Annotated in this window: 23 protein-coding genes and 1 other annotated feature; of the genes, 22 read left to right on the top strand and 1 reads right to left on the bottom strand. The window is 48.6% G+C overall.

Translation table 11 applies throughout. The annotated features are described in order from the left end of the window. The first annotated feature begins 171 nt into the window (after window positions 1-171). Window positions 172-1,908: a carbon starvation CstA family protein gene (locus tag DHU66_RS01295; protein ID WP_108774097.1), complete on the top strand. Its 1,737-nt coding sequence runs from the start codon at window positions 172-174 to the stop codon at window positions 1,906-1,908. A gap of 18 nt (window positions 1,909-1,926) precedes the next feature. Beyond that, entirely contained in the window at window positions 1,927-2,952 is a 1,026-nt protein-coding gene (locus tag DHU66_RS01290; protein WP_108774096.1) for a branched-chain amino acid aminotransferase, read from the top strand. Between the two features lie 36 nt (window positions 2,953-2,988). Here DHU66_RS01290 and DHU66_RS01285 read toward each other — a convergent pair whose 3' ends face one another. Continuing rightward, the gene (locus DHU66_RS01285) at window positions 2,989-4,110 is read right to left on the bottom strand and encodes a tRNA(Met) cytidine acetate ligase (protein WP_108774095.1); all 1,122 of its coding nucleotides are present in this window, start codon (window positions 4,108-4,110) and stop codon (window positions 2,989-2,991) included. Between the two features lie 165 nt (window positions 4,111-4,275). Here DHU66_RS01285 and DHU66_RS01280 point away from each other — a divergent pair, with 165 nt between their 5' ends. The 20 genes from DHU66_RS01280 (at window position 4,276) to aspS (ending at window position 26,318) form a co-directional block, all read left to right on the top strand. Further along, the gene (locus DHU66_RS01280; RefSeq protein ID WP_108774094.1) at window positions 4,276-5,187 is read left to right on the top strand and encodes an alpha/beta fold hydrolase; all 912 of its coding nucleotides are present in this window, start codon (window positions 4,276-4,278) and stop codon (window positions 5,185-5,187) included. Between the two features lie 65 nt (window positions 5,188-5,252). Continuing rightward, entirely contained in the window at window positions 5,253-5,756 is a 504-nt protein-coding gene (locus tag DHU66_RS01275) for a YceD family protein (protein WP_108774093.1), read from the top strand. A 17-nt stretch (window positions 5,757-5,773) separates the two neighbouring features. Beyond that, window positions 5,774-5,956 carry a 50S ribosomal protein L32 gene (rpmF, locus tag DHU66_RS01270; RefSeq protein WP_108774092.1) on the top strand — a complete coding sequence of 61 codons (183 nt, stop codon included), beginning with the start codon at window positions 5,774-5,776 and terminating at the stop codon, window positions 5,954-5,956. Between the two features lie 179 nt (window positions 5,957-6,135). Further along, window positions 6,136-6,597 (top strand): division/cell wall cluster transcriptional repressor MraZ, encoded by a 462-nt coding sequence (gene mraZ / locus DHU66_RS01265; RefSeq protein ID WP_108774091.1) that lies wholly within the window; start codon window positions 6,136-6,138, stop codon window positions 6,595-6,597. Further along, on the top strand, window positions 6,594-7,532 hold the full coding sequence (gene rsmH / locus DHU66_RS01260) for a 16S rRNA (cytosine(1402)-N(4))-methyltransferase RsmH (RefSeq protein WP_108774090.1): 939 nt from the start codon (window positions 6,594-6,596) through the stop codon (window positions 7,530-7,532). The genes mraZ and rsmH overlap by 4 nt, the downstream gene beginning before the upstream one ends. Window positions 7,533-7,535: 3 nt before the next feature. Next, window positions 7,536-7,874 (top strand): hypothetical protein, encoded by a 339-nt coding sequence (locus DHU66_RS01255; RefSeq protein WP_108774089.1) that lies wholly within the window; start codon window positions 7,536-7,538, stop codon window positions 7,872-7,874. 6 nt (window positions 7,875-7,880) lie between these two features. Beyond that, window positions 7,881-10,112, top strand: a complete 2,232-nt coding sequence (locus DHU66_RS01250) for a penicillin-binding protein (protein WP_108774088.1) — start codon at window positions 7,881-7,883, stop codon at window positions 10,110-10,112. A gap of 53 nt (window positions 10,113-10,165) precedes the next feature. Next, on the top strand, window positions 10,166-11,125 hold the full coding sequence (gene mraY / locus DHU66_RS01245; protein WP_245309312.1) for a phospho-N-acetylmuramoyl-pentapeptide-transferase: 960 nt from the start codon (window positions 10,166-10,168) through the stop codon (window positions 11,123-11,125). Between the two features lie 81 nt (window positions 11,126-11,206). Continuing rightward, on the top strand, window positions 11,207-11,791 hold the full coding sequence (locus tag DHU66_RS01240) for a class I SAM-dependent methyltransferase (RefSeq protein WP_108774086.1): 585 nt from the start codon (window positions 11,207-11,209) through the stop codon (window positions 11,789-11,791). A 131-nt stretch (window positions 11,792-11,922) separates the two neighbouring features. Then, entirely contained in the window at window positions 11,923-12,216 is a 294-nt protein-coding gene (locus DHU66_RS01235) for a post-transcriptional regulator (protein ID WP_108774085.1), read from the top strand. Window positions 12,217-12,220: 4 nt separating this feature from the next. Beyond that, entirely contained in the window at window positions 12,221-14,518 is a 2,298-nt protein-coding gene (gene secD, locus DHU66_RS01230) for a protein translocase subunit SecD (RefSeq protein WP_108774084.1), read from the top strand. A 56-nt stretch (window positions 14,519-14,574) separates the two neighbouring features. Further along, window positions 14,575-15,957 (top strand): MurL-like N-terminal domain-containing, encoded by a 1,383-nt coding sequence (locus tag DHU66_RS01225; RefSeq protein ID WP_108774083.1) that lies wholly within the window; start codon window positions 14,575-14,577, stop codon window positions 15,955-15,957. Then, a complete protein-coding gene (gene murD / locus DHU66_RS01220; RefSeq protein ID WP_108774082.1) occupies window positions 15,932-17,242 on the top strand; it encodes a UDP-N-acetylmuramoyl-L-alanine--D-glutamate ligase in 1,311 nt (436 codons plus the stop codon). Before DHU66_RS01225 ends, murD begins: the two co-directional genes overlap by 26 nt. Then, window positions 17,239-18,825, top strand: a complete 1,587-nt coding sequence (locus DHU66_RS01215) for a single-stranded-DNA-specific exonuclease RecJ (RefSeq protein ID WP_108774081.1) — start codon at window positions 17,239-17,241, stop codon at window positions 18,823-18,825. Before murD ends, DHU66_RS01215 begins: the two co-directional genes overlap by 4 nt. 175 nt (window positions 18,826-19,000) lie before the next feature. Further along, a complete protein-coding gene (locus DHU66_RS01210) occupies window positions 19,001-19,504 on the top strand; it encodes an RNA polymerase sigma factor (protein WP_108774080.1) in 504 nt (167 codons plus the stop codon). 27 nt (window positions 19,505-19,531) lie between these two features. Further along, the gene (locus DHU66_RS01205) at window positions 19,532-19,831 is read left to right on the top strand and encodes a hypothetical protein (protein WP_108774079.1); all 300 of its coding nucleotides are present in this window, start codon (window positions 19,532-19,534) and stop codon (window positions 19,829-19,831) included. Window positions 19,832-20,224: 393 nt separating this feature from the next. After that, the gene (locus tag DHU66_RS01200) at window positions 20,225-20,752 is read left to right on the top strand and encodes an adenine phosphoribosyltransferase (RefSeq protein WP_108774078.1); all 528 of its coding nucleotides are present in this window, start codon (window positions 20,225-20,227) and stop codon (window positions 20,750-20,752) included. Between the two features lie 57 nt (window positions 20,753-20,809). After that, window positions 20,810-23,017, top strand: coding sequence for a RelA/SpoT family protein (locus DHU66_RS01195; protein WP_108774077.1), 2,208 nt, complete (start codon window positions 20,810-20,812; stop codon window positions 23,015-23,017). Window positions 23,018-23,041: 24 nt separating this feature from the next. Continuing rightward, window positions 23,042-23,247: a binding site (T-box leader), on the top strand. Window positions 23,248-23,280: 33 nt separating this feature from the next. Beyond that, window positions 23,281-24,552, top strand: a complete 1,272-nt coding sequence (gene hisS / locus DHU66_RS01190) for a histidine--tRNA ligase (RefSeq protein WP_108774076.1) — start codon at window positions 23,281-23,283, stop codon at window positions 24,550-24,552. A gap of 2 nt (window positions 24,553-24,554) precedes the next feature. Then, window positions 24,555-26,318, top strand: coding sequence for an aspartate--tRNA ligase (gene aspS, locus DHU66_RS01185; protein ID WP_108774075.1), 1,764 nt, complete (start codon window positions 24,555-24,557; stop codon window positions 26,316-26,318). Window positions 26,319-26,555 lie beyond the last annotated feature (237 nt).

Below are 26,555 nucleotides of genomic sequence, written 5' to 3'. Positions count from 1 at the left end.
TGGTAGTTGGACACGAAGAGCAGCCGCACAAGTGCGGAACGCAAAGTGGTACCGCGGAAGTTCAGACTTTCGTCTTTGCTTAATATGCTGAGGCGAAAGTCTTTTTTGCGCCTTCTCATTTTCTAGTGCAGAAAGGGGAGATCCGTAACACACACGGATCACGTAGAGGGTATGAACAGTTTATTCATTTTGTTGTTTGCAGTTGTCGTACTTGCCTGTGGCTATTTGGTTTATGGCCGATGGCTTGCCAAAACATGGGGTGTCGATCCCAAAGCGGACACACCTGCCGTTGTTCATAATGATGGTGAAGACTATGTCCCATCCAGCAGACTGACAGTATTTGCGCATCAGTTCTCATCTATTGCCGGTGCAGGACCGGTACAGGGACCCATTCTGGCAGCCGTCTTCGGCTGGGTTCCAGTACTGCTGTGGCTGTTGATCGGCGGCGTCTTCTTTGGCGCAGTACAGGACTTTGGTGCCTTGTATGCCTCCGTCAAGAATGATGGCAAATCCATTGGCATGGTCATTGAAAAGTACATTGGACGCAAAGGCCGTCAGTTCTTCACACTGTTCTGCTGGCTGTTCAGCTGCCTTGTCATTGCTGCCTTCACTTCTATGACATCGTCAACCTTCAATGGCTACGTGACAGGATCTGACGGCGCTGTGACAAAGAACTTCAACGGTGCTGCTGCCGCTACCATCTCCATTCTGTTCGTTGTCTGCGCAATTGTCTTCGGCCTGATTGAAAAAGCAGCCGGAAGCAGGATGAAGGAATGGCACAGATTCGTACTTGCGATTGCCCTTATTGTCTTCATGTTTGCAGCAGGCATGAAAATGCCAGCTTATCTCACTGCACATCAGTGGAATCTTGTGATCATGGTCTATCTGTTCATTGCAGCTGTCATGCCGATGTGGATCCTCATGCAGCCGCGTGATTATATGACAACCTTCATGCTGCTGGGTATGATCCTTGGCGGTGTCCTTGGTGTCATCGTCGGCCATCCGACCATGAAGCTCAATGCCTTCAATGGTTTTGTCCTCACATCATCCACCGGTGCAAAGTCCTATATGTTCCCGACTCTGTTTGTCACCATTGCCTGCGGCGCTGTCTCTGGATTCCATTCCCTGGTTTCCTCCGGAACAAGCTCCAAGACCATCAGTAATGAAAAGGATATGCTTGGTGTCGGTTATGGCGCCATGGTCACAGAAACACTGCTTGGTGTTGTTTCCCTGATCATTGTTGGTGCTGTTGCTGTCAACGGCACTGTACCTGCTGACATGACACCATTCCAGATCTTCTCTGCCGGTGTTGCCGGATTCCTAGAAAAGTTCGGTATCCCGACAAGCGTTGCCAACGTCTTCATGACTATGTGCATCTCGGCACTGGCTCTGTCTACATTGGACTCCGTCGGCAGAATCGGCCGTCTCAGCTTCCAGGAACTCTTCTCTGGCGATGAAGAAAAGATGCCGGCATGGCGCAAACTGCTTACCAACCGCTATGTTGCCACAACAATCACACTTGTCCTTGGCTACGTTCTCTGCCTGGGCGGCTATCAGAATATCTGGGCACTGTTCGGTGCTGCCAACCAGATGCTCGCTGCACTTGTGCTGATCGGTATCGCTGTCTTCCTGAAGGCAACCAACCGCAAAGGCTGGATGCTCTATGCACCGATGGCAACGATGCTTGCTGTTACATTTACTGCGATCGTTCTTAACGTCATCAACAACGTCAAGGCATACATGGCTGGCACCGCTGTATTCCTTGTCAATGGCATGCAGCTGATCATGGCCGTATTCCTGATTGTACTTGGCCTTGTTGTCGCGGTAACATGTATCAAGACGCTTGTTGAAACAGGCCGCAGACCTGCAGAGCGTAAATATCCTGACAGCAATAAAGAGGCTGCCTGATAGAAAGAAGGAATATGCATGGCAAAGAAAGATCTTGACTGGAAAAACATTGGTTTCAATTACCGGGTGACAGATGCCCGCTATGTATCCAACTGGAAAGATGGCAAATGGGATGATGGCGCTCTGACAAGCGACCCCAATGTTGTCCTGAATGAATCCGCTGGCATGCTGCAGTACTGCCAGCAGGTATTCGAAGGACTGAAGGCATACACATGGAAAGATGGATCCGTCGTATGCTTCCGTCCGGATCTCAATGCCGAGCGTATTTACAACTCGGCAAAGCGGATTGAAATGCCGCCGTTCCCCAAGGACAGATTCCTGGATGCTATTGATCAGGTTGTAAAGGCAAATGCTGACTGGGTACCGCCTTATGGCTCCGGCGCATCTCTGTATATCCGTCCTTATGAATTCGCTACTGGTGTTGTCATTGGTGTCAAACCTGCTGATACCTATCAATTCAGAATCTTTACCACACCAGTAGGACCGTACTATAAAGGCGGTGCAACACCGATTGCCCTGCAGGTATCTGACTTTGACAGAGCTGCGCCAAGAGGCACCGGCGCTGTCAAGGCAGGCCTGAACTACGCCATGAGTCTGCATGCAAGCGTCATGGCACACGCAGCCGGCTTTGCTGAGAACCTCTACCTGGATCCGGCAACCCGCACCTATGTTGAAGAAACCGGCGGCTCCAACGTGATCTTCGTTGACAAAGACGGCAAGCTTGTCGTACCAAAGTCTGACTCCATCCTGCCTTCCATCACCAGAAGATCTGTTGTCTATATCGCAGAGCATTATCTGCATATGCAGGTCGATGAAAGACCGGTCAAATTCGAGGAAGTCAAGGGCTTTGCTGAATGCGGCCTGTGCGGCACAGCAGCCGTCATCTCTCCGGTCGGCAGAATCGTCGATCATGATGACGTCATTGAATTCCCGTCTGGCATGGAACATGCAGGCAAGCATATCGCAGCTCTGTATGACACCATCACCGGCATCCAGAATGGTACCGTTGAAGCACCTGAGGGATGGATTCACAAAGTCATGTAGGCAAACAAAGACCAACTTCATTGAAGCTGGTCTTTTTTATGCGCTGGTTTTCACATAATGCGCACCACGGATCTCATTGTCCAGAATTTCTTTCCGTTTTTCCTTGGAAAGCACACTGGTATACAGCAGGGAGGTGCGGTATTCAATCACCCGCCATGGATATGGCACATCCGCAAAGCGGGATGCCACACGCACATCTTTTTTGCGCATATCATGCAGCCACTGCCTGCCATTGTCATTAAAGCCAAGAATGCGTAGGGTATCCATCTTTGGCAGTCTCTTTACTTCCTCTTTGGTTACCTGATTCACAGCCTGTAAGCAAGTTCTTCTGATTCGGCCGCTTGTATACCGATAATTTGTGCACGCATCCAGGAAGTCATCGTAACTGTCACAATCCTTGGCATGGCTGACAAGATGATTCTCAATGCCTTCGGAAAACAGAAACAGCCGTTCCATATCTTCTTTGTGGCTGGTCAAAAGGAATGTACGCAGATAAGGATAATAGTTCTCAGGCCAGGGGATCTCTGCGTCCAGAAGCGTTTGTTCCATCGGCGTGGAATCGGAAAGATCTTTATGATCATGCAGGGCTTTGCGGATTGCATAAGCACTGGCGATGTGTCCCATGGCATCATCCAGATAACCGGTTGTGCGCTGTACAGGAATCGGTTTGATGCCAGTATCTTTCAATGCTTTCAGATAGGAAACAGCAAGAATATCATTGGGTGCCATGGAACTGGTTAACAAAGAATATGCCCGCGGGAAGGAGAGACCATTTCCCATAGCTGCATGAAGATGGTCCGGATTGACAGGGGTATCGGCTATTTCCTGCAGATTTTCCAGATTGCCGCACTCACTGCCAAAGCAGATGGCATCTGCACCTGCCAGCTTCAGCAGTTCTACGGCACCGCTGGCAAAGTGAGAAGCACTCTGGGTGGCATATATATAGGGCAGCTCGATGACAACATCCACACCATTGCGCAGTGCGCATTCTGCCCGCTTCCACTTATCCAGTACCGCCGGTTCTCCACGCTGCACAAAGTTGCCGCTCATCACGGCAATGATCAGATCTGCCCCAGACAACTTCCTTGCCTGTTCAATCTGCCACTTGTGGCCATAATGAAACGGATTGTACTCCGCCACGATCCCGCATGTTTTCATCTTCGCTGCTCCTTTTTGTAGAATTTGATCCTGATGTGATGATACCGTCTTTTGACAATTGTGCAACTGGTTCCCGATTCAGACAAACATGCCTGAATGACAATTGTAACCGGTTACATCATTACTACAATAATATCTAAGAAGTGATTTCTGAGGTGAAAAATAATGGCACAAGAATTGGATTCAACAATGTACCGGCCGCAGGGACCGGTGAAAGGAACCGTGCTGGTAGTGCATGGCATGCAGGAACATCACGGCCGCTACGATGGCTTTGCCCGTTATCTGCAGCAGGGCGGCTATGCCGTACTGACCTATGACCTGCCGGGCCATGGCCCAAAGGCACGTCAGAATGGAGCATATGGCTACTTTGGTGATAATCATGGCTGGGACACGCTGATCAACAGCAGTGTGGAAGGCATCCGCAGGCTGAAACAGGAATATCCGGATGTACCGATGTATTACTTTGGCCATTCCATGGGAACAATGATCGGCAGATGCTTTCTGATGGATCATGATGACATGATTGATGGGATGGTGCTGACCGGTGTGCCTAACTATAACAGTGCAGTCGGTGTGGCAAAGGCCATTGGTGCGATCATCCGGCTGAACAAAGGAAAGAAGGGCCATTCGAAGACCTTGGATAAACTGATGACCGGCGGCTTTAACAAAGGCATTGAAAATTCAAAGACACCAGTGGACTGGCTCAGTTGGAACCAGGACAATGTACAGGCATATGTCAATGATCCTGACTGCGGCAAACCGTTTACTATCCAGGGCTATATGGACCTGATGGATGGCATGCAGCGGATGGGCGATGCGAAAAACTATCATGTCAGGAATCAGGATCTGCCGATTTTCCTGTTTGCAGGTGAGGATGACCCGTGCATTGGCGGCAAACAGGGATTTGCATCTACGGTAAGCACATTGAAGCAGGCGGGTTACACGCAGATCAGCACAAAGCTCTATCCGCATATGCGCCATGAAATTCTGCGCGAAACAGATGCCGGAAAAGTCTATGCAGATATTCTTGCGGCACTGGATTCCATGCATTCCAAGGGCATTTCTGGTGTCAAGTAAATTCCGTTGACATTGAAAAACGCTTTGCTATAATGGATGAGCGTTAACGATAGAGGAGAACTGCCGTGAAGTGGACAAGGGAAGAACTGGAACGGAATGATAGTCCTGTTTCGTTTGATGAAGATGTAGAAATAGATGATTCTGCATTTGCTGAGAACAAGCTGATCAATGCCGTCCGCAATGTTCACATTGGCGGGACTGGCTGGCTGGATGATGAAACAGGATTGTTTGAATGCGATATTCATCTGACTGGCGAAATGCTTCTGCCGGATGCCATTACCGGTGCACAGATTGCGGTTCCCCTGGAGACAGACAGTCATGAAGTCTACTCCTTCGAGGAGACTGATGAAGAAGATGTCCGTGTCGTTACGGATGAAGTCATAGATCTTCTTCCGGCAGTGATTGATGCAATCATGCTGGAAGTGCCGATTTCTGTGACGGAAGTGGAAGAGGATGCCTACCCATCTGGTGATGGCTGGCGGGTAATCTCGGAAGCCGAGTATCAGGAAAGCCGGAAGAATCGGATCGATCCGCGTCTGGCCAAACTGAAAGAATTCAAGAGTGAATAAACAGGAGGTAACGGACGATGGCTGTACAGCAGAGAAGAAATTCCAAGACAAGAAAAAATAAGAGAAGAACTCACTATGTACTGAACAGACCGACACTGGTAAAGTGCCCGGTATGCGGTGCCATGAAGCGTCCTCATCATGCCTGCCCGTCCTGCGGCAAGGTTGGCAAGGATGAAGAGACAGCTTCTGCTGCTGAGTAAATCATTCTGAAAACAGGAAGAGCAATCTTCCTTTTTTGTGCTCTGTACAGGGCACGATTTTTTTCTTTCCTGAGCAGATGCGTTGACAATTTTCAGATAAAACCGTGTGAAATTTTCCTGTCTGTCTTGTTGCGAAAGGTAAAAGTGGTATACTGGTGTCAGAAAGTGGAGCGAAGTGGATGAAAGTGGGGAGAAAGGCATCGTTCCTCGGTGAATACAGGCACTGTCTCGATGCCAAAAACAGATTGATTATTCCCGCAAAGTTCAGGGATTCACTAAGCGACACTTTTTATGTTACGAAGGGATTAGATGGCTGTCTGGCGGTTTATACGCAGGAAAGCTGGGACGATCAGATCGCCCAGCTTTCAAAGCTTCCCCGGACAAACCTGAAAGCCCGCCGCTACATCCGGAGTATTACCTCCCAGGCGATTGAAGGCAGTCTTGACAGTCAGGGAAGACTGCAGCTGCCGCAGTATCTGATCGACGGTGCAGGCATTGAAAAGGCCTGCGTCATCGTTGGCGTTTCAGACTACTTTGAGATCTGGTCTGAAGAAAACTGGGACAAGCAGAATGCTGAGGCATCCGCTTCCTTCGAGGAAGATGCCGAAGAACTGACCCAGTTCCTGGAGAAAGACGCATGAAACACGTATCCGTACTTCTTCATGAGACCGTTGATCTTCTCAATGTGAAACCAGATGGCATCTATGTTGACGGCACATTGGGAAGGGGCGGCCATGCCGGTCTTCTGATCTCAAAACTGACAACCGGACACCTGTATGCATTTGACAAGGATGAGCAGGCCATTGCTGAATCCAGAGAAAACCTGAAAGATTCTCTGGATAAAGTGACATTCATCCACAATGATTTCCGCTATATGCAGGAAGAACTTTCCAGATATGGCGTTGAACATGTGGACGGGGTCATGATGGATCTTGGTGTCAGCTCACCGCAGTTCGATGATCCCAAGCGTGGATTCAGCTACCGCTATGATGCAAGGCTGGATATGCGGATGGACCAGGAACAGTCCAAAGATGCATGGCAGGTTGTCAACACATATCCATACCAGGATCTTGTCCGTATTCTGCGTGAATATGGTGAGGAACGGTATGCCGTACAGATTGCCCGTGCGATTGAGCATCGCCGGCAGGAAGGCCCGATTGATACAACCTTCCAGCTGGTGGATGTCATCCGCAGTGCACTTCCTGAAAAAGAACTGCACAAGAAGGGCCATCCCGCCAAGCAGACATTCCAGGCGCTGCGGATTGAAGTCAATGACGAACTGGATTCCCTGGAAAGGGGCCTGCGCGAAGCATGCGGTCTGCTGGACCTGCATGGCCGCTGCGCTGTCATTACCTTCCACTCCCTGGAAGACCGGCTGGTGAAAACGACCTTTAAAGATTTGTCCTCTGCTCCATTTGTGGCGCCGAAAATTCCACTGAAGGCTGATCAAATGGAGCAGGCCTCCTTCCTTCTGGTAAACAAAAAACCAGTGATGGCAGATGAACAGGAACTAGCAGAAAATCATCGCAGCCACAGTGCAAAGCTGCGGGTGATTGAAAGAATACGAGGTGTTTGAGAGATGCAGAAGATCAGAAAGACAAGAAAAACTGCAAGACGCAGAAGAAAGCTGAACCTGTTCAACTTTTCAATGGTACTATTGGTGGCGGCCGGTCTTGCATATCTGTGTTCCTCTCTGTTTCTGCGTTCATATAACAACGAACTGAGCACGCGAATCCAGCAGCGGAATTCTGAAACTGCTGTTCTGCAGACACAGAATGATGCCGTGGCAGTAGATATCCAGACACTGGAAAAGAAAGAGCGGGTCGATCAGATCGCGTCCAGCGATGGCATGACCAGCGATTCCAACAGTGTCATTACCATTTCTGCCAGCACGGATCAGGCAGCGTCTGGAGATTAGTTGTACATGGCAAGAAGGAAAAGAAACAGACATAACAGAAGAATCCCCAATACGATCGGGCATATTGCCGCAGTGACATCGGTAGCATTTGCAGTGCTTGTTTCCGATGTTTTTTTGGTATCTGTGCGCAAAGTCCATTTTCGTTCCGGCACCGACCTTTCTGTATACTCTGATACAAGCAACGTCGTCACAGAGACCGTCATGGCCACCCGCGGCGATATCTATGACAAGGACGGTGTTACGCTGGCAGAAGACAACCATACCTACAACATCGTCTGTATTCTTGACTCATCCCGTCCATCCACAGACGAGGATCATCCCGCCTATGTCAAAGACAAAGAAGGCACGGCAAAGCAGCTCTCTGAAATTCTTGGCATAGATTATGACAAGGTAATGGGGTATCTGAGCCAGGATGGTGTCTATCAGACAGAACTTGGCAATGATGGCAGAAACCTGTCCAAGGATACAAAGGATGCTATTGAAGCATTGAATCTTCCCGGCATTGAATTTACCGACTCCATCCAGCGTGTTTATCCGATGGGGGCGTTTGCACCATATATCATCGGCTATGTCACGCAGGATGATGACGGCACCTACAGCGGCAAGATGGGCTTTGAGCAGATTCTCAATTCTTACCTCGCCGGCCATGATGGATCCCGCACCTATCAGACTGACCAGTATGGCTATGTTCTGCCGGGTATGAAAGAAAGCATTGTTTCCGCAACCAATGGTGATAATGTCACGCTGACACTTGATGCAGATATCCAGCAGACCTTGGAACAATCCTTCCAGATCACCAAGAGTGAATTCAATCCGGACCAGATCTGGGGTGCGGTCATGGAAGCAGATACCGGCCGTATCGTGGCGTGGGGACAGTATCCGGAATTTGATCCCAATACACTGGATATCACCGAATATCAGAACTACGGTTCCCAGGTTGCCTATGAACCAGGTTCTACTTTAAAGACATTCACATGGGCAGCCGCCGTCAATGAAGGTACCTACAACAGTGACAATACTGCCGAGGGCTATAAGTACTGCTATGTCTCCAATGAGAACAACGATCCGGTGCGCACCTATGATGAAGCCAGTGCCAAAGCCGCAGGATACAGCTGCGTCATGAACTATCATGATGAAAGCTACTCCAATCCAACACTGGATGACGGCCTGAAATATTCATTGAACACAGTTGCGGCAACCCTTCAGAATGAGTACATTACACCGGAAATACATCTGCAGTACCTCAAGAACTTCGGCTTCTTTGATAACGTGAATACAGATGGTATTCCGGAAGTCTCCGGAACTCTGAACTTCACGTGGCCGGCGGACAAGATCAACCTGTCATTCGGACAGGGTTCTACCGTGACCATGCTGCAGCTGTTACAGGCTTACAGTGCGATCATGACCGATGGCACCATGAAGAAACCATACTTCATTGACTCGATCCGTGATCCCTATGATGCAAGCAAGGTTCTGTATCAAGGAGAAACAACCGTGACCGGCACACCGATTACTGCCGATACGGCTGCCAAAGTCAGAAGTATCCTCTATAAGGTCGTCAACGAAGAAGGCGGTACGGGTTATTACTATCAGATCCCGGAATGCAAGGTCATTGGCAAAACCGGTACAACCGAAGTTGCAAAGAACAATTCCTACGATACCGACTATGTGATTTCTTCCATCATGCTTGGCCTGCCGGCTGACAATCCCAAGTACATCATCTACTATGCCTTTGCGATGGATTTCCAGACGATTGGTACCAAGACCGAAGCTGTGACAAATCTGGAGCGCAAGGTTGCCCAGGTATATGGACTGTCAGATAACAGTGACAGCAGTGATACCACCCAGGAGAGTACATCTGCTGCTGTGGCCAGCAGTGATCAGATTGTTACCAGCAGTATGCCATCGCTGATCAATCATTCTCTGGATTATGCAAACAATGCACTGTCATCTCTTGGCGTGGATACCATTGTGCTTGGCAGCGGCGATACGGTCATTGACCAATATCCAAGTGCCGCCAGCAGTGTTGATACCGGCCAGCGGGTATTCCTGCTGACCGATACGCAGAGCTTTACCATGCCGGATCTGACCGGATGGACAAGAAAGGATGTGGCTGCCTTGTGGGCAGTAACCGGCTTTGGCTTCCAGCTGAGTGGTGATGGGGTTGTCACCTCACAGTCGGTGCCGGCTGGTACAACCGTCAGTAAGGGGACCGAAATCCAGGTTGTCTTCGGATAGGGCGGCCCATATAATAAAAAGAACAAAAGCATTGTGAAAAAGGAGATTTCATCATGATGAAACTGATATTGTGCTATTTGATCAGCCTGATTGCCGTGCTGATCCTGATGCCATGGTTTATCGATTTTATGAAGAAACAAAGTATCAGGCAGAGTATATCCCAATACAGCACAAAGGAAGATCAGGCCAAGGCTGGCACACCAATCATGGGAGGCATTCTGTTCATTGCTGTACCGATTGTCATGACATTGCTTTCTTCAGGACAGGCATTGAAAGACATGGACACATGGATTGCCATTCTTGCCTTTGCCGGCTATGGACTGATCGGTTTCATCGATGATTTTCTGATTGCTGTGAAAAAGAACAACGACGGTTTGAAGCCGTGGCAGAAGCTGCTGATGCAGCTGGTGCTGGCCATTGCGTTCTATCTGCTGTACCGCTCCCATGCAAGACTGGAAATCATCTGGCCGTTCACACATCATGTATGGTATCTGGGCTGGGGATATTTCATTCTGATTCTGCTGATGTTTACCGGCAGCTCAAATGCAGTCAACCTGACCGACGGCATGGATGGCCTCGCTGCAGGCTGCTCCATCATTGCATTATGCGCATTCCTGGTGGTTGCCCTTGTTCAACACAGAATCGGCCTGTCAGTTTTGATCTGCTCACTGCTTGGCGCCCTGTGCGGGTATCTGTATTACAACAAAAAACCTGCAAGAGTCTTTATGGGAGATACCGGCTCCCTGGCTTTGGGCGGCATCATGGCAGCCATGGCGATGACCATGAAGATCGAAGTGGCGTTTATTGTCATCGCCGGCATCTTTGTCATGGATACACTCAGTGTCATCATTCAGATCACATCAGTCAAAACACGCCACAAGAAAGTCTTCGTCTATACACCGATCCACTTTGCTTTCCGGATCAAGGGCATGCCTGAAAATTCAGTTGTCCATATGTTCTGGCTCATTGAAGCCTGCTTTGCAGCACTTGGATTGTTCATTGCCCTGCATTGATATAACAGAATCCATGGGATGTTCTTGCATTGCACAGTTTGAATCGCTACACTTTTCTCGTGCATTGGAAGGAGAAGTTCCATGTTGTTTGAAAAAGTAAAAAAGCTGACGGAGAAACGTGATGGCAGGCCAGGCACAGTATCTTTGTATCTGCAGGATGCCTCACAGAAACAATTGCGGAAATGGAGCCTGTCACTGCTTTCCAGAAGAGATCCGAAAAATCTGCTGGAAATCGGACTGGGTGCCGGTGCTTCGCTGCAGGCGATGATGAAAGAATGGCCCACAAGCCATGCCATTGCCATTGATCACACATCGCAGACTGTTACCATGGCTGCCCGCAGCAATGCGGATGCCATCAAGCAGGGCAGGTGTATTGTCATGGAAGGCGAGGCATGTCATCTGCCATTCCCGGATGATACATTTGATCTGATCGTTGCCTTTGATTCCATCTCTTCCTGGAAAAACCTGAATGACAGTGTCCTGGATATCTATGCAGAACTTGTTACGGGCGGCTGTTTTGCCATCATCAATGCAGATGACAAAGGACCTGGATTTGATGAGAGCAGCCTGCGTCCCCTGTTGTATGATGCCGGCTTTTCCAGAGTCAAGGCATACCGTCATGAAGCAGATCCATGGCTGATGCTGGTTGCCGAGAAAGAAAGATAATTGAGAAATATGATTGCTGAACAGGCCTGGCTGACAGACCTGTTTTTTCTTTTTTTGTACCTGTATACGATTCTGGTTTCATCTGTATGCCATGTTTTGGTATAATACTTTAATCGTCGGGAGGAAAGTTCATGCATCAGGAGACTTTTGATGTGCATAATACATCGGTGCAGATGCTGATGGTTGTGCATATTCAGCAGCTGCAGCGGACCAGTCTTTCCAGCCTTACTTATACAGACCTTGAGGACTACCTCAATGATTTTCTCTGGAAGAGAGACTGTCCGCATACACTGCATGAAGCGGCTGACGATGTACTTCATGTAACAGCCAATGATCTGGTTCGCTTTATGTCAAAGCAGGCTGTAACGCAGGGGGCAAGTGGAAATCTTGCTGACTTTGCAGATTTGATAGGAGGATTGAAATAAACCAATGGAAAAGACTAAAAAGGTAAGAAAAGGGCCACTGGCGGCCATCGTCGTGGTGATTGTTCTTCTGGGGGTGCTGGTTGCCTCTACCTTCAGTCTGATCAAGAGCCATCTGAATCTTGGCCTTGATCTGAAAGGAGGTTTTGAAATCCTGTATCAGGTCGACCCTCTGAATGATGGCGATACGGTTGATATGAATGCGGTTGTCAACAGCATCTCCAAGCGTGTCAATGTACTTGGCGTATCAGAACCTTCCATTACGGTTGAAGGCAATGACCGCATCCGTGTACAGCTGGCAGGCGTAACGGATCAGGAAAGTGCCCGTGAGATGCTGGGTACAACTGCCAACCTGACATTCCGCGATGTGGATGACAATGAACTGGCAGATGCCAGCATTCTGACCCAGGGCGGTGCATCGCTTGGCTATCAGGATGGCAAGCCGGTTGTATCCCTCAAGATTGCGGACACAAGTAAGTTTGCTGAGATTACAAGCACGATTGCAGCCAAGAGCAGCGGTGAAAATATTCTGGTCATTTGGCTGGATTATGAAGATGGTGATTCCTACAAGACCGAAGCTGCCAAGGAAGCCAAAGGGGAAGAGCCGAAGTATATCAGTGCTGCCACTGTTTCTTCATCCATCAGCGGTGACTGCATCATTTCTGGCAATTTCACTGAAACACAGGCTAAGACACTGGCCAATCTGATCAACTCCGGTTCTCTGCCAGTCAAGCTGACGGAGATTTCCTCCAATGTTGTCTCCGCCCAGTATGGTGAAGATGCGCTGCATGTCACAGCTATTGCCGGAGCTGTCGGCATTGCCCTGGTCATGCTGTTCATGATCATCGCTTACCGTCTGCCTGGTATTCTTTCCAGCATCATGCTGGTGCTCTATATCTGGGCAGTATTCGGTATCTATGCGCTGATGGGGGCAACCTTCACACTTTCCGGCATCGGTGCACTGGTGCTTGGTGTTGGTATGACCGTCGATGTCAATATCATCAACTATGAACGCATTCGTCAGGAACTGTATAAAGGCCACAGTATCCGCAACTCGATTGCCAGAGGCCAGCAGCTTTCCTTCAGTGCTATCTTTGACTCTCAGTTCACAACGCTGATCTCTGCATTGATCATGTATATCTGGGGCAATGGTGCCGTTAAGGGATTTGCAACAATGCTGATCATTACCGTCATCATGACCCTGGCGATCAACGTCGGCTTCTCCAAGTGGCTGCTGGATTCCGTATCAAAGAGCGGTATCGCAGATGGCCATCCGGAATGGTTCCATGTCAAAAAGAACCAGATTCCCGATGTATCCAAGGGGGAAAAACAGTTCTATACAGGTGTTAAGAAATTCGATTATGTCGGCAAAGGCAAGTATGTCATCCGCACAGCGATTGTGCTGCTGCTGATCGGTCTGTGCTTCGGCATTGGCCATACGGCAAAAGGTGATGGCTTCATGAACCTCGGTATTGACTTCTCTTCCGGAACAAAGCTGACCGTTACGAGTGACAATCCGATCACTGTCGATGAAGTTTCCAGTGCTATGGAAAAGCTTGGCTATACAGACTTCAGCTATCAGGCAGCAGGTGATACAACCGTCTATGCCACAACCAAGCAGTCCATTGCTTCCGATGAACTGATCACCCTGAAAGAGAATCTGGCAGATGAATTCGGCCAGGAACCGGGCGACAACGTCGTCACGCCGGTCGTCGGCAGAGAACTTGTGCGCAATGCTGTCATTCTGACTGTGGTCGCCTGGATTGCCATGATGGCATACATCACCATCCGCTATGAATGGGAATACGCGCTTGGCTGTATCATTGCCCTGATGCACGATGTATGCATGGTGCTGGCAGTATTTGCTGTCTTCCGAATGGAAGTCAATACAGAAGTCATTTCTGTGCTGCTGACCATCATCGGTTATTCCATCAATAACTCCATCATCGTCTTCGACCGGATCCGTGAACATGTGCGTGATCTCAAGACAAAGCCGGATCAGGATACGCTGACAAAGATTGTCAATGAGTCTGAAAGCGAAACAATCAAGATGTCTCTATATGGTTCCATTACAACCATCATTCCGGTTGTCGTGATCATCGGCTTTGGTGCAAAGTCCATCTTCACCTTCATGTTTGCCATGCTGGTTGGTCTGATTGCCGGTACATTCTCTTCGATCTTCATTGCACCTGCGGTCTGGAAGCACTTCTATATTAAGTTCGGAGGCCGTCATAAGAAGGCAAAAAAGAAGAAGGAATACAAAGAAGAGCTGGATGAGTATACATTCAAAGGCATAAACGCATAAAATAAAAGCGGCTCAGCAGAGCCGCTTTTTCTCACAAAACGGAAAGGACATACTTCATGCAATACGAAGAACTGAGACAGAAATATACAGACTTTTACTATCACAGCTTTTCCATCGAAGAAGATGAAAAGCAACTGAGGGTGACATACGATTTTGAGATCAACAATCTATCCCATTTCCATCCAACCTTTACACTTGCAAAACCGGATGCGGAATCGATTGCTCATGATCCCCTCATCCGCGGCTGTGCGTTTTCACTCGGCATGGTGGAATTGATCAGCTATTGGAAAATCTCCTGCCCGCCGCATGTGCATGTGTGCTGTGCCCTTGAGGAAGATCAGGTCAGATGGTGGAAGAAATTGTACTTCAATGGCCTTGGTGAGTTTTTCTATAAAAACGGCATTCATACCGATGAAGATACATTTATGGATCTGCAGTCTGGTGAGCAGAAACTGGCAGTTATCACTTCAACAGCAGAGAACCATGGCAATCTGATTGCCGTTGGCGGCGGCAAGGATTCCTTTGTAACGATGGATCTGTTAAAAGAAGAGAAAGCGCACAACCATGCCTTTGTCATCAATAAAGTCATGAGTGCCATTCACTCTGCCCAGGCAGCAGGCTATACCGGTGAAAGATTGATCAATCCGACAAGAACCCTGGATCCAGCGATGCTTGCTTTAAACAAGCAGGGCTATCTCAACGGCCATACACCGTTCTCTGCCATGGCGGCTTTCGCCGGGTACCTGACTGCGGCTGTCTGGCACAAGAAATACATTGTGCTTTCCAATGAGAGCAGTGCCAATGAGAGCACCGTTAAAGGTTCCAAAGTCAACCACCAGTATTCCAAGACATTTGAATTCGAGCAGGATTTTAATGCCTATGTAAAGAAGTATCTGCCGGCAGATATCCATTACTTCTCCATGCTGCGGCCGCTGTCAGAACTGCAGATTGCCGGCATCTTTGCAACATTGAAGCCATATCATTCCGTTTTTCGTTCCTGTAATGTCGGCCAGAAAGAAGAAAAGTGGTGCGGGCACTGTGCCAAGTGTCTGTTTGTATGCATCATGATGACTGCCTTCCTGGATGAGGAAGAAGTTGTTTCCATCTTTGGCAGAAATATGCTGGCAGATCCGGAAATGAAGGAACTGTTTGAGGAGTTGACCGGCATGCAGGATAATAAGCCGTTTGAGTGTGTTGGTACCCGTGATGAGGTAAACATTGCCGTTGCCATGGGCATCCGCAGATACAGCAGAAACGGAAAACAGCTGCCGGCATTATATGACTTCTATACAAAGACACCGTACTATCATTTCTATCAGAGCAGAAGTGTTGACTGGCACAGCTATAACGAGCAGAATTTACTGCCAGAGCATTTTGCCGCAATTGTGAAAACAAAACTGAAGGAGATGTCAGATGAGTCTGGAAAACTGGAAGACTGAATTTGAAAATAAGAAGATCGTGATCTGGGGTTTTGGCATGGAAGGCCGCTCTACGCTTGCTTTCATCCGTCGTTTACTGCCGGATCAGGATATTGTCATTGCCGAAAGCAGAAAAGCAGACCTGAAAAAGATCATGGCAGAAAACCCGCATGTCAAAGCCGTCTATGATGATGAGACAGACTTTACAAAGTTTGATCTTGTCATGAAGTCACCCGGAATCGTTGCCCCCAAATCGATTCCTTCTGACAACTTCACCGGCCAGACAGAACTGTTTTTAAAGCATTACCGCAGTCAGGTGATCGGCATTACCGGCACCAAAGGCAAAAGTACAACAACATCACTGCTGTATGCCTTACTCAAAGAGAAGAGGGCAGTCAACCTGGTCGGCAATATCGGCATTCCGGCTTTTTCTGCCATTGACCACATGGAACAGGGAGAACTGGCTGCCTATGAGCTCAGCTGTCATCAGCTGGAATACTGCCACCAGTCACCGCATATGGCTGCTTTCCTCAACCTGTATGAAGAGCATCTGGATCACTATGGCACTTTTGAAGCCTATGGTGCTGCCAAAGCCAATATTTTCCGCCATCAGAAACCAGGCGATATCATCGTCATGGATGAGAATCTGACTGCTTTTATCAAAGAAAGCATCAATACATCGGTACTGATTGGCAAAGATATCAATGCAAAGGGACATACACTGATCATCCCCGGCCATACACTGACAATTGAAAAATGTGCCCTGATCGGAGAACACAATTACCGCAATCTTGCTGTGGCATGGTATCTGGCAAGACAGTATGGCGTTACAGATGAAATGGTGCAGGATGCCATGGCAAAGTTTCAGCCGCTGCATCACCGCCTGGAAGATCTGGGCGAGTTTGATGGCATCCGCTATGTCAACGACTCGATCAGCACGATCGGACCTGCGGCTATTCAGGCATTGAAGGCACTGCAGAATGTGGATACGGTATTAATCGGCGGAAATGACCGCGGCATTGAATATGATGAGCTGGAAGACTACCTCCATGAGCGCACTGATGTCAAAGTGATTTTCATGTACGCAACCGGTAAACGTGTTCATAAGGAAATGAAAGAAAAAGGACTGAACCGTGAGGGACTGTATGATACCGAAGATCTGGCACAGGCAGTTGCCCTGGCAAAGAAGCTGACCCGGCCGCATCATATCTGCCTGCTTTCTCCGGCAGCTTCGTCCTATGATCATTTCCGCAATTTTGAAGAAAGGGGAGACGTCTTTGCAAAACTGGCGTCGGGCAGAGAATGAACTGCCGGCTTGTTGAAGTAGATGGCTCAGCCTATGCCAGTGCCTATGGCTTAGGCCCGCTTGCGGCAAAGCTTTGTGCCCACAGCCAGCTGGATGATGCCCAGATGAAGGATCTGCTTGGAGATGATGCACTTACAACATCAAAGGCAGAATGTGTCAAAGCCGCATGTGACCGCCTGCTGAAAGCAAAAGACCAGAATGAAAAGGTATTTGTCGGTGGTGATTATGATGCCGACGGCATCTGTGCCACCACGATCATGAAAAAGACACTGGATCTTCTTGGCATCACCAACGGCTACTACATCCCAGACCGTCTCAAGGAAGGCTATGGCCTGTCTGCCCATACCGTGCAGCTTGCTAAGCAAAAGGGCTATTCCCTGATTATCACAGTTGATAATGGTGTCAAGGCACATGAAGCCATCCAGGCAGCCCATGATCTTGGCATGGAGATCATTATCACCGATCATCATACGATTGATGAAGAGGTTGGGGCGGATATCCTTGTCCATCCGACATTGATGGAAGAACAGTACAAGACACTTTCCGGTGCCGGAGTTGCCCTGGAAATTTCCAGAAATCTCATCGGTAATGATGAAATGCTCAACAGCATTGCCTGTGTGGCTGCCATTGGCGATGTCATGCCGTTATGGCATGAGACAAGACGCATCGTCAAGCGTGGAATTCACAATCTGTCCCAAGGCATTCCAGCCTCTGTCTGTGCTTTGTTCAATGGCAGGGGCAGGGTGGATGAAACCGCCATTGCGTTTCAGATTGTACCTAAGCTCAATGCCGTCGGCCGTATGAATGATGATTCCAATGTCAATACGGTAGTGCCGTTTCTGCTCAGTGAAAACAGGGCAGTGATTGCGGACTATGCCAGACAGCTCAATGATGTCAACCGGGCCAGACAGAACATCTCGGCTAGAATGCTGACAAAGGCAAAGACGATCCTGCAGGATGATGATTTCCTGCTGGTCTATGATCCCACCTTTGAAACAGGAATCAGCGGCCTTGTTGCAGGAAGGCTGGCTCATGAATACCATAAGCCGGCCCTGGTCATGGCAGACCATAACGATCTGATCACGGGCAGTGCCCGCAGCGTGGAAGGCTTCAATATCTACGATTTCTTTTCTCAGTTTGACGGACTGAAAGCCTTTGGCGGCCATCCGATGGCAGCCGGTCTTTCCATTGCAAAGGAAGACTATGATGCCTTCTGCCATCAGCTGAAAGATCATATGGCAGCCTCTCACTTTGTCTATCATGAGCAAATCCAGGATGCCATCATTGTCAACAGTCAGGATATCGAGATTTCTGCCATTCAGGACCAGGAACGGCTGTTCCCATGGCCAAAGCAGCTCAAGGATCCACTGTTTGCCATCCGAAACCCGCAGGTTGTCAATGTCATGCACAGACCCAAGGTTGTCCGCTACCATCTTGCCAATCAGATGGAAGGTTATGATGCCATCTCATTTGATATGAATAATGAGTATCCGGATGCACCGCAGCTGCTGATCGGCACAATCGGACTCAATGAATTCCGCTCTCACATCAGTGCGCAGATGATGCTGCAGGAGATTAAGTAATCGTCCCTGCAGCGCCGAAAGCAGTTATTGTGTTTGCGTCTTGGCTTTGCAACAAGTTTTATGATCAAGGTAAGGTTTTCTTCAATGCCTTATCTTTTTTCTTTTTTGGATCAATTCCCGCGACGATCCGTGCTCCTGTATCGTATTATTATTGAAGAATTCTTCGGGTAAAACAATGAGAGAAAAATTGGAAATGCTGGCTTCGAAATACCATAAAGATCTATTCCGTGCCGCTTTTGGTATCACACACCATATCAGTGATGCTGAGGATGCAGTACAGAATACGTATATCAAGTACCTGGAAGATCAGACGGATTTTCAAAATGAGAGACATTTGAAAGCATGGCTGTTAAGAACCGTGATGAATCAGGCAAAAGACATGGTGAAAACATTCTGGCACCGGAATCGTGTGTCTCTGGAAGATTACATGCAGTATTTTGAATTTTCAAGCAAAGAGGAATGCAATCTGGCCGAAGAGGTCCTGACGCTGCCTTCCCGATATCGTATTGCCATTTCTCTGTATTATTATGAGGATTTCAGTGTCGCGGAAATTGCGAATGCTCTGCATTTGTCAGAAAGCGCTGTGAAAAGTCGTTTATCCAGAGGAAGAGGATTATTGAAGAAAAAGCTCGATATCAGAAACCGTTCCCAAAGCAGGAAACGTTTCGAATATACATGAAAAACACAAGAAAAAAAGGAGATGAAGATGAAAAAAATTATTACTTGCTTTCTTGCATTGACGATGCTGGTATCGATCAGCACCACAAAGATTCAGGCAAAAGAAAATCCGCAGCAGGATAGTGCAATGACAGAAACAGAAAATGATGGATTCGTTACTGGTGCGGTTACAGCAGCCTTGATTTTCTTTATGACATATTACCCCACGATATATCCACAAATAGCACGCTGGATCAGTACATATGGCAGCCATCTTACCTTTTCCCAAATCATCCAGACTGTTAAAAAAATGATCAGCGAAGGAAAGTTTGGGGTGTCAATGGCATAATAAACAATGAAGCTTATATTATTTACAGCAGCACTTATTCTGGACTTTTTCATGAGTGTTATTCTCTATTCAGGATATAAATTAAAATCAAAGACTGTTTTTATCCTGTTTGTTATTGTAAATGCTTCGATATTCCTTGCAATCATATTCATGATTCTTACGAAGGAAGTTTGAAATTCTGACGGTTTCAGTAGTTCGAAGCATTTGCTGTTTTGCTTGTTTGCACAATATTATTGGCGGGATACCAATATGTTCCTTAAGAGATCGGATTTTTCTTGTCTGATCTTTTTGTGGTGAATTTCTAAGATGAGGTGCTATGTCTGCAGATTGCATCAAAATGAATTTAATCGTGTATAATAAATCTGTATTTTTTCAATTCGGAGGAAAGTAAATATGGCACTTAATCTGGAAGATTATATTGCATCAATCCGTGATTTCCCGACCAAGGGAATTCTGTTCCGTGATGTGACGCCGCTTGTACAGGATGGTCAGGCATTCCATGAGGCAATTGACCGTCTGGCTGACTTTGCCCGCTCTGTTCATACGGATGTGGTTGTGGGGCCGGAGAGCAGAGGCTTCATCTTCGGTGCACCGGTTGCCTATGCACTGGGCATTGGCTTTGTACCGGTACGCAAGCCGGGCAAGCTGCCCCGTGAAACAGTCTCTGTCAAATATGATCTGGAATATGGATCCAATGAGCTGTTCATGCACAAGGATTCCATCAAGAAGGGACAGAGAGTTCTGATCGTGGATGATCTGCTGGCTACCGGCGGGACAGCCGTTGCCACAGCCCGCATGATCGAGCAGCTTGGCGGTGTGGTTGCCGGAGTTGCCTTTGTCATCAATCTGACTGGCATCAAACAGGACGAAGCTCTGAAACAGTACGATGTCTTCAAACTGATGGATCTCAGCGATCAATAATCATACGAATCGAAGAGCTTCTCTTCGATTTTTTGCAAAAAAGGGGAGGTGGACGATATGGCTGAACATCAGAATGTTGGTGTTGAGGATGTCATGAACAATGCAAAGACCTACATTACCAATCCGCAGGATCTTGCTTTGATTGCGCATGCAGCAAACTATGCCACGGAACATCATGCCGGACAGTTCCGCAAATCCGGCGAGCCGTATATTATCCATCTGATTAACGTTGCCTATATTCTGACGACACTGCATGCTGGTCCTCAGACCATCGCTGCCGGCTTTCTGCACGATACGATCGAGGATACCGGTGTCACAAAGGAAGAACTTGCAAAGGAATTTGATGAAGAAATTGCCGACCTTGTGGAAGCTGTTACCAAGGTTGGCACCCTGAAATACAAGGGAAAGGATGATCCGGAATATCAGGCAAGCAATCACCGCAAGATCTTTATTGCGATGGCAAAGGACATCCGGGTAATTATTATCAAGCTGGCTGACCGCCTTCATAATATGCGTACTCTGCAGTATCAGCCGGAGGCAGCCCAGAAGCGGATTGCGGCTGAAACGCTGGATGTCTATGCCCCGATTGCCCACCGTCTTGGCATCAGTGCCATCAAGAATGAGCTGGAGGATCTCTCGTTCTACTATCTGAACCGGGAAGAGTACTACCGAATTGCAAAGCTCGTTGAGGTGAAGAAGGCAGAGCGTGATCAGGCAGTCCATCATATGATTGAAGAAATCTCGGCCATGCTGAAGGAAAAGAACCTGGAATTCCGTATTTTTGGCCGTTCGAAACACCTGTACTCCATCTATAACAAGATGATTAAGAAGCACAAGCGCTTCGACGAGATTTTAGATCTGCTGGCAATCCGTATTGTGACCAAGACCGAGCTCAACTGCTATGAGATTCTTGGCTACATCCATGCAAAATACAAGCCGATTCCCGGCCGTCTGAAAGATTATATTGCGGTTCCGAAGACCAACATGTACCAGTCTCTGCATACAACCATCATTGGCGATGACGGCAAGATCTTTGAAGTGCAGATCCGCACGGAAGAGATGGATGAAGTGGCAGAGCGTGGTATTGCGGCACACTGGCGCTATAAGGAAGGCACCAAGTACGATGCCAAGAAGGAACAGAAGGAGATTGAGGAAAAGCTCTCCTGGTTCAAGAACTTTGCGACATATTCCGAAGAGGAAAGCAATGCGGATGCCTCAGAGTACATGGCAACTCTTCAGCATGATGTCTTTGAAGCCAGTGTTTATGTCATGACGCCAAAGGGCAGGGTCATCGATCTGCCCAATGGGGCAACGCCGATTGATTTTGCTTACCGCATTCACACAGATGTCGGCCATACAGCCGTTGGTGCCATTGTCAATGATGTCATGGTGCCGCTGAATACGCCGCTGCATACCGGTGATGTTGTACAGATCAAAACGCTCAAGGGAACTGGTCCAAGTGAGGACTGGCTGAAGTTTGTCAAAACCAATCAGGCGAAAAACAAGATTCGTGCCTATCTGACCCGTAAGGAGAGTGAGCGCAAGCAGGAGAAGGTGCCGGATGGTGAGAAACTCCTGTCTGAAGAACTGCGCAAACGCGGTTTTGATACAAAGGAATACATGGACCGCAAGAAGATTGAGGCTATCGTCAAGAGCTTCAATGTCTCCAACTATGCGGACCTGATGTATGGCATTGCCGTTCACTCCATCAATGTGACCGATGTCTGTCAGAAGCTGACCAACCAGAAACGGCCGATGATGACGGATGAAGCCATCTCCCACATGATGAACCGGGAACCTTCCAGGGAGAAGACTTCCAGCCGCACCGGTGTCTTGATTCCAGGCATTGAGTCGATGAAGATGTCACTGGCTGGATGCTGTCAGCCGGTCTATGGCGATCCGATCATCGGCTATATCACCAAAGGTGCCGGTGTCAAAGTACATCGGGCTGACTGTCCCAACATTGCCAATCTGAAGGAACGCAAGATCGATGTCCAGTGGGCCGCAAAAGATCCCGAGCGCACCTATATCTCAGATCTGCTCATTCAGGCCTATGACCGCTCCTTCCTTTTGACAGATATTGTCACGGCTGTATCTTCCTGCAAGACGCCCATGAACTCGATTAATGCGGTGGTCAACCGGGAAACGCTGATTTCTACCGTCAAGCTGCAGATTCAGGTCCATGATCTGGATCAGCTCAATCTGGTCATTGCCAATCTGCGTAAAGTTGAATCCGTGATTTCGGTGGAAAGACATACACACTGAAGTGATTTCTGCTATAATGGCCCCGTAAATTCGCTGAAAGAGAAAGAATCTGTTGTTTGGCAGACCAGAGAGGGCGGCATGGTGAAAACGCCTCTGCAGGAAAACAGAAAAGACACTCTGGAGAATTCCTTCTGAATCAAGTAGGGAGGAACGTATGCCGCGTTAAGGCAAGAGCGCAGGACAGCATTTGTCCTGAACTGAGGTGGTACCGCGCATCAAGCGTCCTTGGAACAGGACGCTTTTTATGTATCAGGAGGAGAGAGATGAAATATCAGACACCCCGCGGCACATATGACATTCTGCCGGATGAGATCGGCAAATGGCATGATGTGGAACGTGTAATCCGCGAAAAGACAGAATTGTACAGATACCGGGAGATCCGGACGCCATTCTTTGAGAGCACATCGGTGTTTTCCAGAGAGAATGACAGCTCTGACATGGTCAACAAAGAGATGTATACCTTTTCGGTCGGCGGTGATTCCTACACACTGCGTCCGGAAGGCACAGCCGGTGTGATCCGTGCTTTTGACCAGCACAAGCTGTATGGCTCCATGGAACTGCCGGCCAAGTTCTATTACATGGGCGCGATGTTCCGGCATGAACGTCCCCAGAAAAACAGACAGAGACAGTTCCACCAGTTCGGCGTTGAAAACATTGGTGTGAAATCACCGGAGATTGATGCTGAGACGATTGCCCTTGGCTATGACATCGTTAAAGCCATGGATATCAGCTCTGTCAAAGTATGCATCAACACACTTGGCGATGATGAAAGCCGGGCCGCATACCGCAAGGCACTGAAGGAATACTTCACACCGCATCTGGATGAGCTGTGCTCTGACTGCCACCGCCGTCTGGAACAGAATCCGCTGCGGATTCTGGACTGCAAAGTGGATCATGATGCACCATTCATGAAGGATGCACCAAGGCTTTCTGACTACCTTAATGAAGAAAGCAAGGCGTATTTCCAGCGTGTATTGAAGGCACTGGACTGCCTTGGCATTCCATATGAGATCGATGAGCGCCTGGTCAGAGGCCTGGATTACTATACGCATACCGTCTTTGAAGTCATGTCCACAAGACCGGATTCCGGTGCCCAGGCAACGATCTTCGGCGGCGGCCGTTATGATCACTTTGTCGAGTACTATGGCGGCCCGCAGATGAGCGGCATCGGCTTTGCGATCGGTCTGGAACGGCTGATCTCTCTTGCTGAGGAAGAAGGCCATGACTTTGGAAAAGAGCGCGGCTGTGATGTGTATGTCATTGGTCTGGGCGATGTGCAGGATCAGGTGCTGCAGGTATTGAGCGATTTGCGCCATAGTGGTTTCAGTGCGGATGGCAGCCTGTATGGACGCAGCCTCAAGGCACAGTTCAAGAGTGCTGACCGTGCCCAGGCAAAGTATGTTGTGATCCTTGGCGAGGATGAAGTACGCCAGGGTACGGTAAATCTGAAACGCAGTGGTGAGAAAGACCAGATTTCTGTGAAGAGGGAAGAACTTGGCAGCAGACTGCGTGACATGGAAGGAAGCGAAAGGTAAGAATGAAGAGAACATGTGGATGTGGAACCCTGCGGGCAGAAAATGCCGGCAGTGAAGTGACCCTGATCGGTTGGGTCAACAAACGCCGCAATTTTGGCTCACTGGTGTTTATTGACCTGCGTGACCGCAGCGGTCTGGCCCAGATTGTCTTTGATGAAAAGATCAGTGAAAAGATCAAAGACGTACGTAATGAGTACATTCTGCAGGTGACTGGTAAAGTACAGATGCGCCAGGAAGCCAATCCGAAAATGGCAACTGGTGAGGTGGAAGTGGCTGCCAGTGATGTCAATATCGTCAACAGTGCTGAGACACTGCCGATTGATATCAGTGATGATACCCGCACCAATGAGGATACCCGCCTGAAGTACCGCTATCTGGATCTGCGCCGTCCGGTTCTGCAGAAGAATCTGATGCTGAGGCACAAGATCTGCATGATTGCCCGCAACTATCTGGATGAAAACGGCTTTGTGGAAGTGGAAACACCAATTCTGGCCCGTTCTACACCAGAGGGTGCCCGTGACTATCTGGTGCCGTCCAGAATCTACAAGGGAAACTTCTGGGCTCTGCCGCAGTCTCCGCAGATTTTCAAGCAGCTGCTGATGATTGCCGGTATGGAGAAGTATTTCCAGATTGCCAGATGTTTCCGTGATGAGGATCTGCGAGCTGATCGTCAGCCGGAATTCACACAGATCGATATTGAGATGTCCTTCGGTGATGAAGAGACAATCTTCAAGACGGTTGAGGAACTCATGCAGAGAATCTTCAAGGGTGTTAAGAATGTGGATCTTGAGGATCATTTCATCCGGATCCCGTGGCAGGAGTGCATGCGCCGCTTTGGTTCTGATAAACCGGATCTGCGCTTTGGCAATGAAATTGTCTGCCTCAATGACCTGTTTGCCAATACATCCTTTGGCGTCTTTGCCAATGTGCTGAAAGACGGCGGTGAGATTGATGGCATCAAGTTTGAACATGCGGCGGATCAGTACAGCCGCAAGCATCTCGATCAGCTGCAGGAATTTGTCCGCCATGGCTTTGGCGCCAAGGCACTTGCCTATCTCAAGATGGGCAGGGATGGCCTGAGCGGATCGATCGTCAAGCCGCTGTCTGACGAGGAAAAGCAGGCTTTAATCAAGAAGTTTGATCTTAAGGAAGATGACCTTGTCTTGATTGTCGCGGATAAGCCGCTGACAGCTGAGACATCATTAGGTGCACTGCGTGTGCGTCTTGCTCACGAGCTTGGCCTGATTCCAGCAGAACCGGTATACCGTTTCCTGTGGGTAACAGACTTCCCGATGTTTGAATACAGTGAAGAAGAGCACCGCTGGGTCGCAGCTCACCATCCTTTCACAGCCCCGAAGGAAGAGGATGTTGACAAACTGTTCTCTGATCCGGCACATGTTTCCAGCCGTGCGTATGATCTTGTCCTGAATGGCTATGAGCTGCTGTCCGGATCGATCCGTATCCACGATCAGGATCTGCAGGAAAAGGTCTTTGAAGCGATCGGATTGAGCATGGAAGAGGCAAGAAAGAAGTTTGGCTTCTTCCTGGATGCCTTCAAATATGGCACGCCGCCGCACGGAGGTGTCGGCATTGGTCTGGAAAGACTGACGATGGTACTGGCAGGCACTGACAATATCCGTGATGTTGTCGCGTTCCCGACAACCAACAGTTCCATGGATCTGATGAGTGAATCACCGAACCAGGTTGATCCGGCTCAGCTGGAAGTACTCGGCATTGAAGTCTCTGACAAAACCAAAGAGGGCTAAAGATTCAGAGTGTCAAGACTGCATTTGCAAAAAGACACTGCTATAATGAAGTTGGCTGGAGGAATTCGTATTTTTCCTACATTTTGATATCAGGGAGTTCTGACTGGAGAGTTCTGTGTTGAATACCCGATGCGTTCGGGGATCCTGATGGATGACCAAGGACACCCACCTCTACATAAGAGGGAACATATCACCCCTTCAGCCCGTATCGTAAATTTGCTGTCCTGTTTGGGACAG

The sequence above is a fragment of the Lactimicrobium massiliense genome (genome assembly GCF_900343155.1).
Classification (GTDB): domain Bacteria; phylum Bacillota_I; class Bacilli_A; order Erysipelotrichales; family Erysipelotrichaceae; genus Bulleidia; species Bulleidia massiliensis.
Note: the sequence above shows the minus strand (reverse complement) of the source record. Positions and strands in the feature narration are given on the sequence as shown.

Coding starts and splice junctions, on each gene's coding strand:
- DHU66_RS01285 (WP_108774095.1), bottom strand. CDS start 4,110: ATGAAAACATGCGGGATCGTGGCGGAGTACAATCCGTTTCATTATGGC.
- mraY (WP_245309312.1), top strand. CDS start 10,166: ATGATGAAACTGATATTGTGCTATTTGATCAGCCTGATTGCCGTGCTG.
- DHU66_RS01235 (WP_108774085.1), top strand. CDS start 11,923: ATGCATCAGGAGACTTTTGATGTGCATAATACATCGGTGCAGATGCTG.
- DHU66_RS01280 (WP_108774094.1), top strand. CDS start 4,276: ATGGCACAAGAATTGGATTCAACAATGTACCGGCCGCAGGGACCGGTG.
- DHU66_RS01250 (WP_108774088.1), top strand. CDS start 7,881: ATGGCAAGAAGGAAAAGAAACAGACATAACAGAAGAATCCCCAATACG.
- DHU66_RS01225 (WP_108774083.1), top strand. CDS start 14,575: ATGCAATACGAAGAACTGAGACAGAAATATACAGACTTTTACTATCAC.
- DHU66_RS01290 (WP_108774096.1), top strand. CDS start 1,927: ATGGCAAAGAAAGATCTTGACTGGAAAAACATTGGTTTCAATTACCGG.
- DHU66_RS01240 (WP_108774086.1), top strand. CDS start 11,207: ATGTTGTTTGAAAAAGTAAAAAAGCTGACGGAGAAACGTGATGGCAGG.
- secD (WP_108774084.1), top strand. CDS start 12,221: ATGGAAAAGACTAAAAAGGTAAGAAAAGGGCCACTGGCGGCCATCGTC.
- DHU66_RS01200 (WP_108774078.1), top strand. CDS start 20,225: ATGGCACTTAATCTGGAAGATTATATTGCATCAATCCGTGATTTCCCG.
- hisS (WP_108774076.1), top strand. CDS start 23,281: ATGAAATATCAGACACCCCGCGGCACATATGACATTCTGCCGGATGAG.
- DHU66_RS01210 (WP_108774080.1), top strand. CDS start 19,001: ATGAGAGAAAAATTGGAAATGCTGGCTTCGAAATACCATAAAGATCTA.
- murD (WP_108774082.1), top strand. CDS start 15,932: ATGAGTCTGGAAAACTGGAAGACTGAATTTGAAAATAAGAAGATCGTG.
- DHU66_RS01255 (WP_108774089.1), top strand. CDS start 7,536: ATGCAGAAGATCAGAAAGACAAGAAAAACTGCAAGACGCAGAAGAAAG.
- DHU66_RS01195 (WP_108774077.1), top strand. CDS start 20,810: ATGGCTGAACATCAGAATGTTGGTGTTGAGGATGTCATGAACAATGCA.
- DHU66_RS01205 (WP_108774079.1), top strand. CDS start 19,532: ATGAAAAAAATTATTACTTGCTTTCTTGCATTGACGATGCTGGTATCG.
- rpmF (WP_108774092.1), top strand. CDS start 5,774: ATGGCTGTACAGCAGAGAAGAAATTCCAAGACAAGAAAAAATAAGAGA.
- aspS (WP_108774075.1), top strand. CDS start 24,555: ATGAAGAGAACATGTGGATGTGGAACCCTGCGGGCAGAAAATGCCGGC.
- mraZ (WP_108774091.1), top strand. CDS start 6,136: ATGAAAGTGGGGAGAAAGGCATCGTTCCTCGGTGAATACAGGCACTGT.
- rsmH (WP_108774090.1), top strand. CDS start 6,594: ATGAAACACGTATCCGTACTTCTTCATGAGACCGTTGATCTTCTCAAT.
- DHU66_RS01295 (WP_108774097.1), top strand. CDS start 172: ATGAACAGTTTATTCATTTTGTTGTTTGCAGTTGTCGTACTTGCCTGT.
- DHU66_RS01215 (WP_108774081.1), top strand. CDS start 17,239: ATGAACTGCCGGCTTGTTGAAGTAGATGGCTCAGCCTATGCCAGTGCC.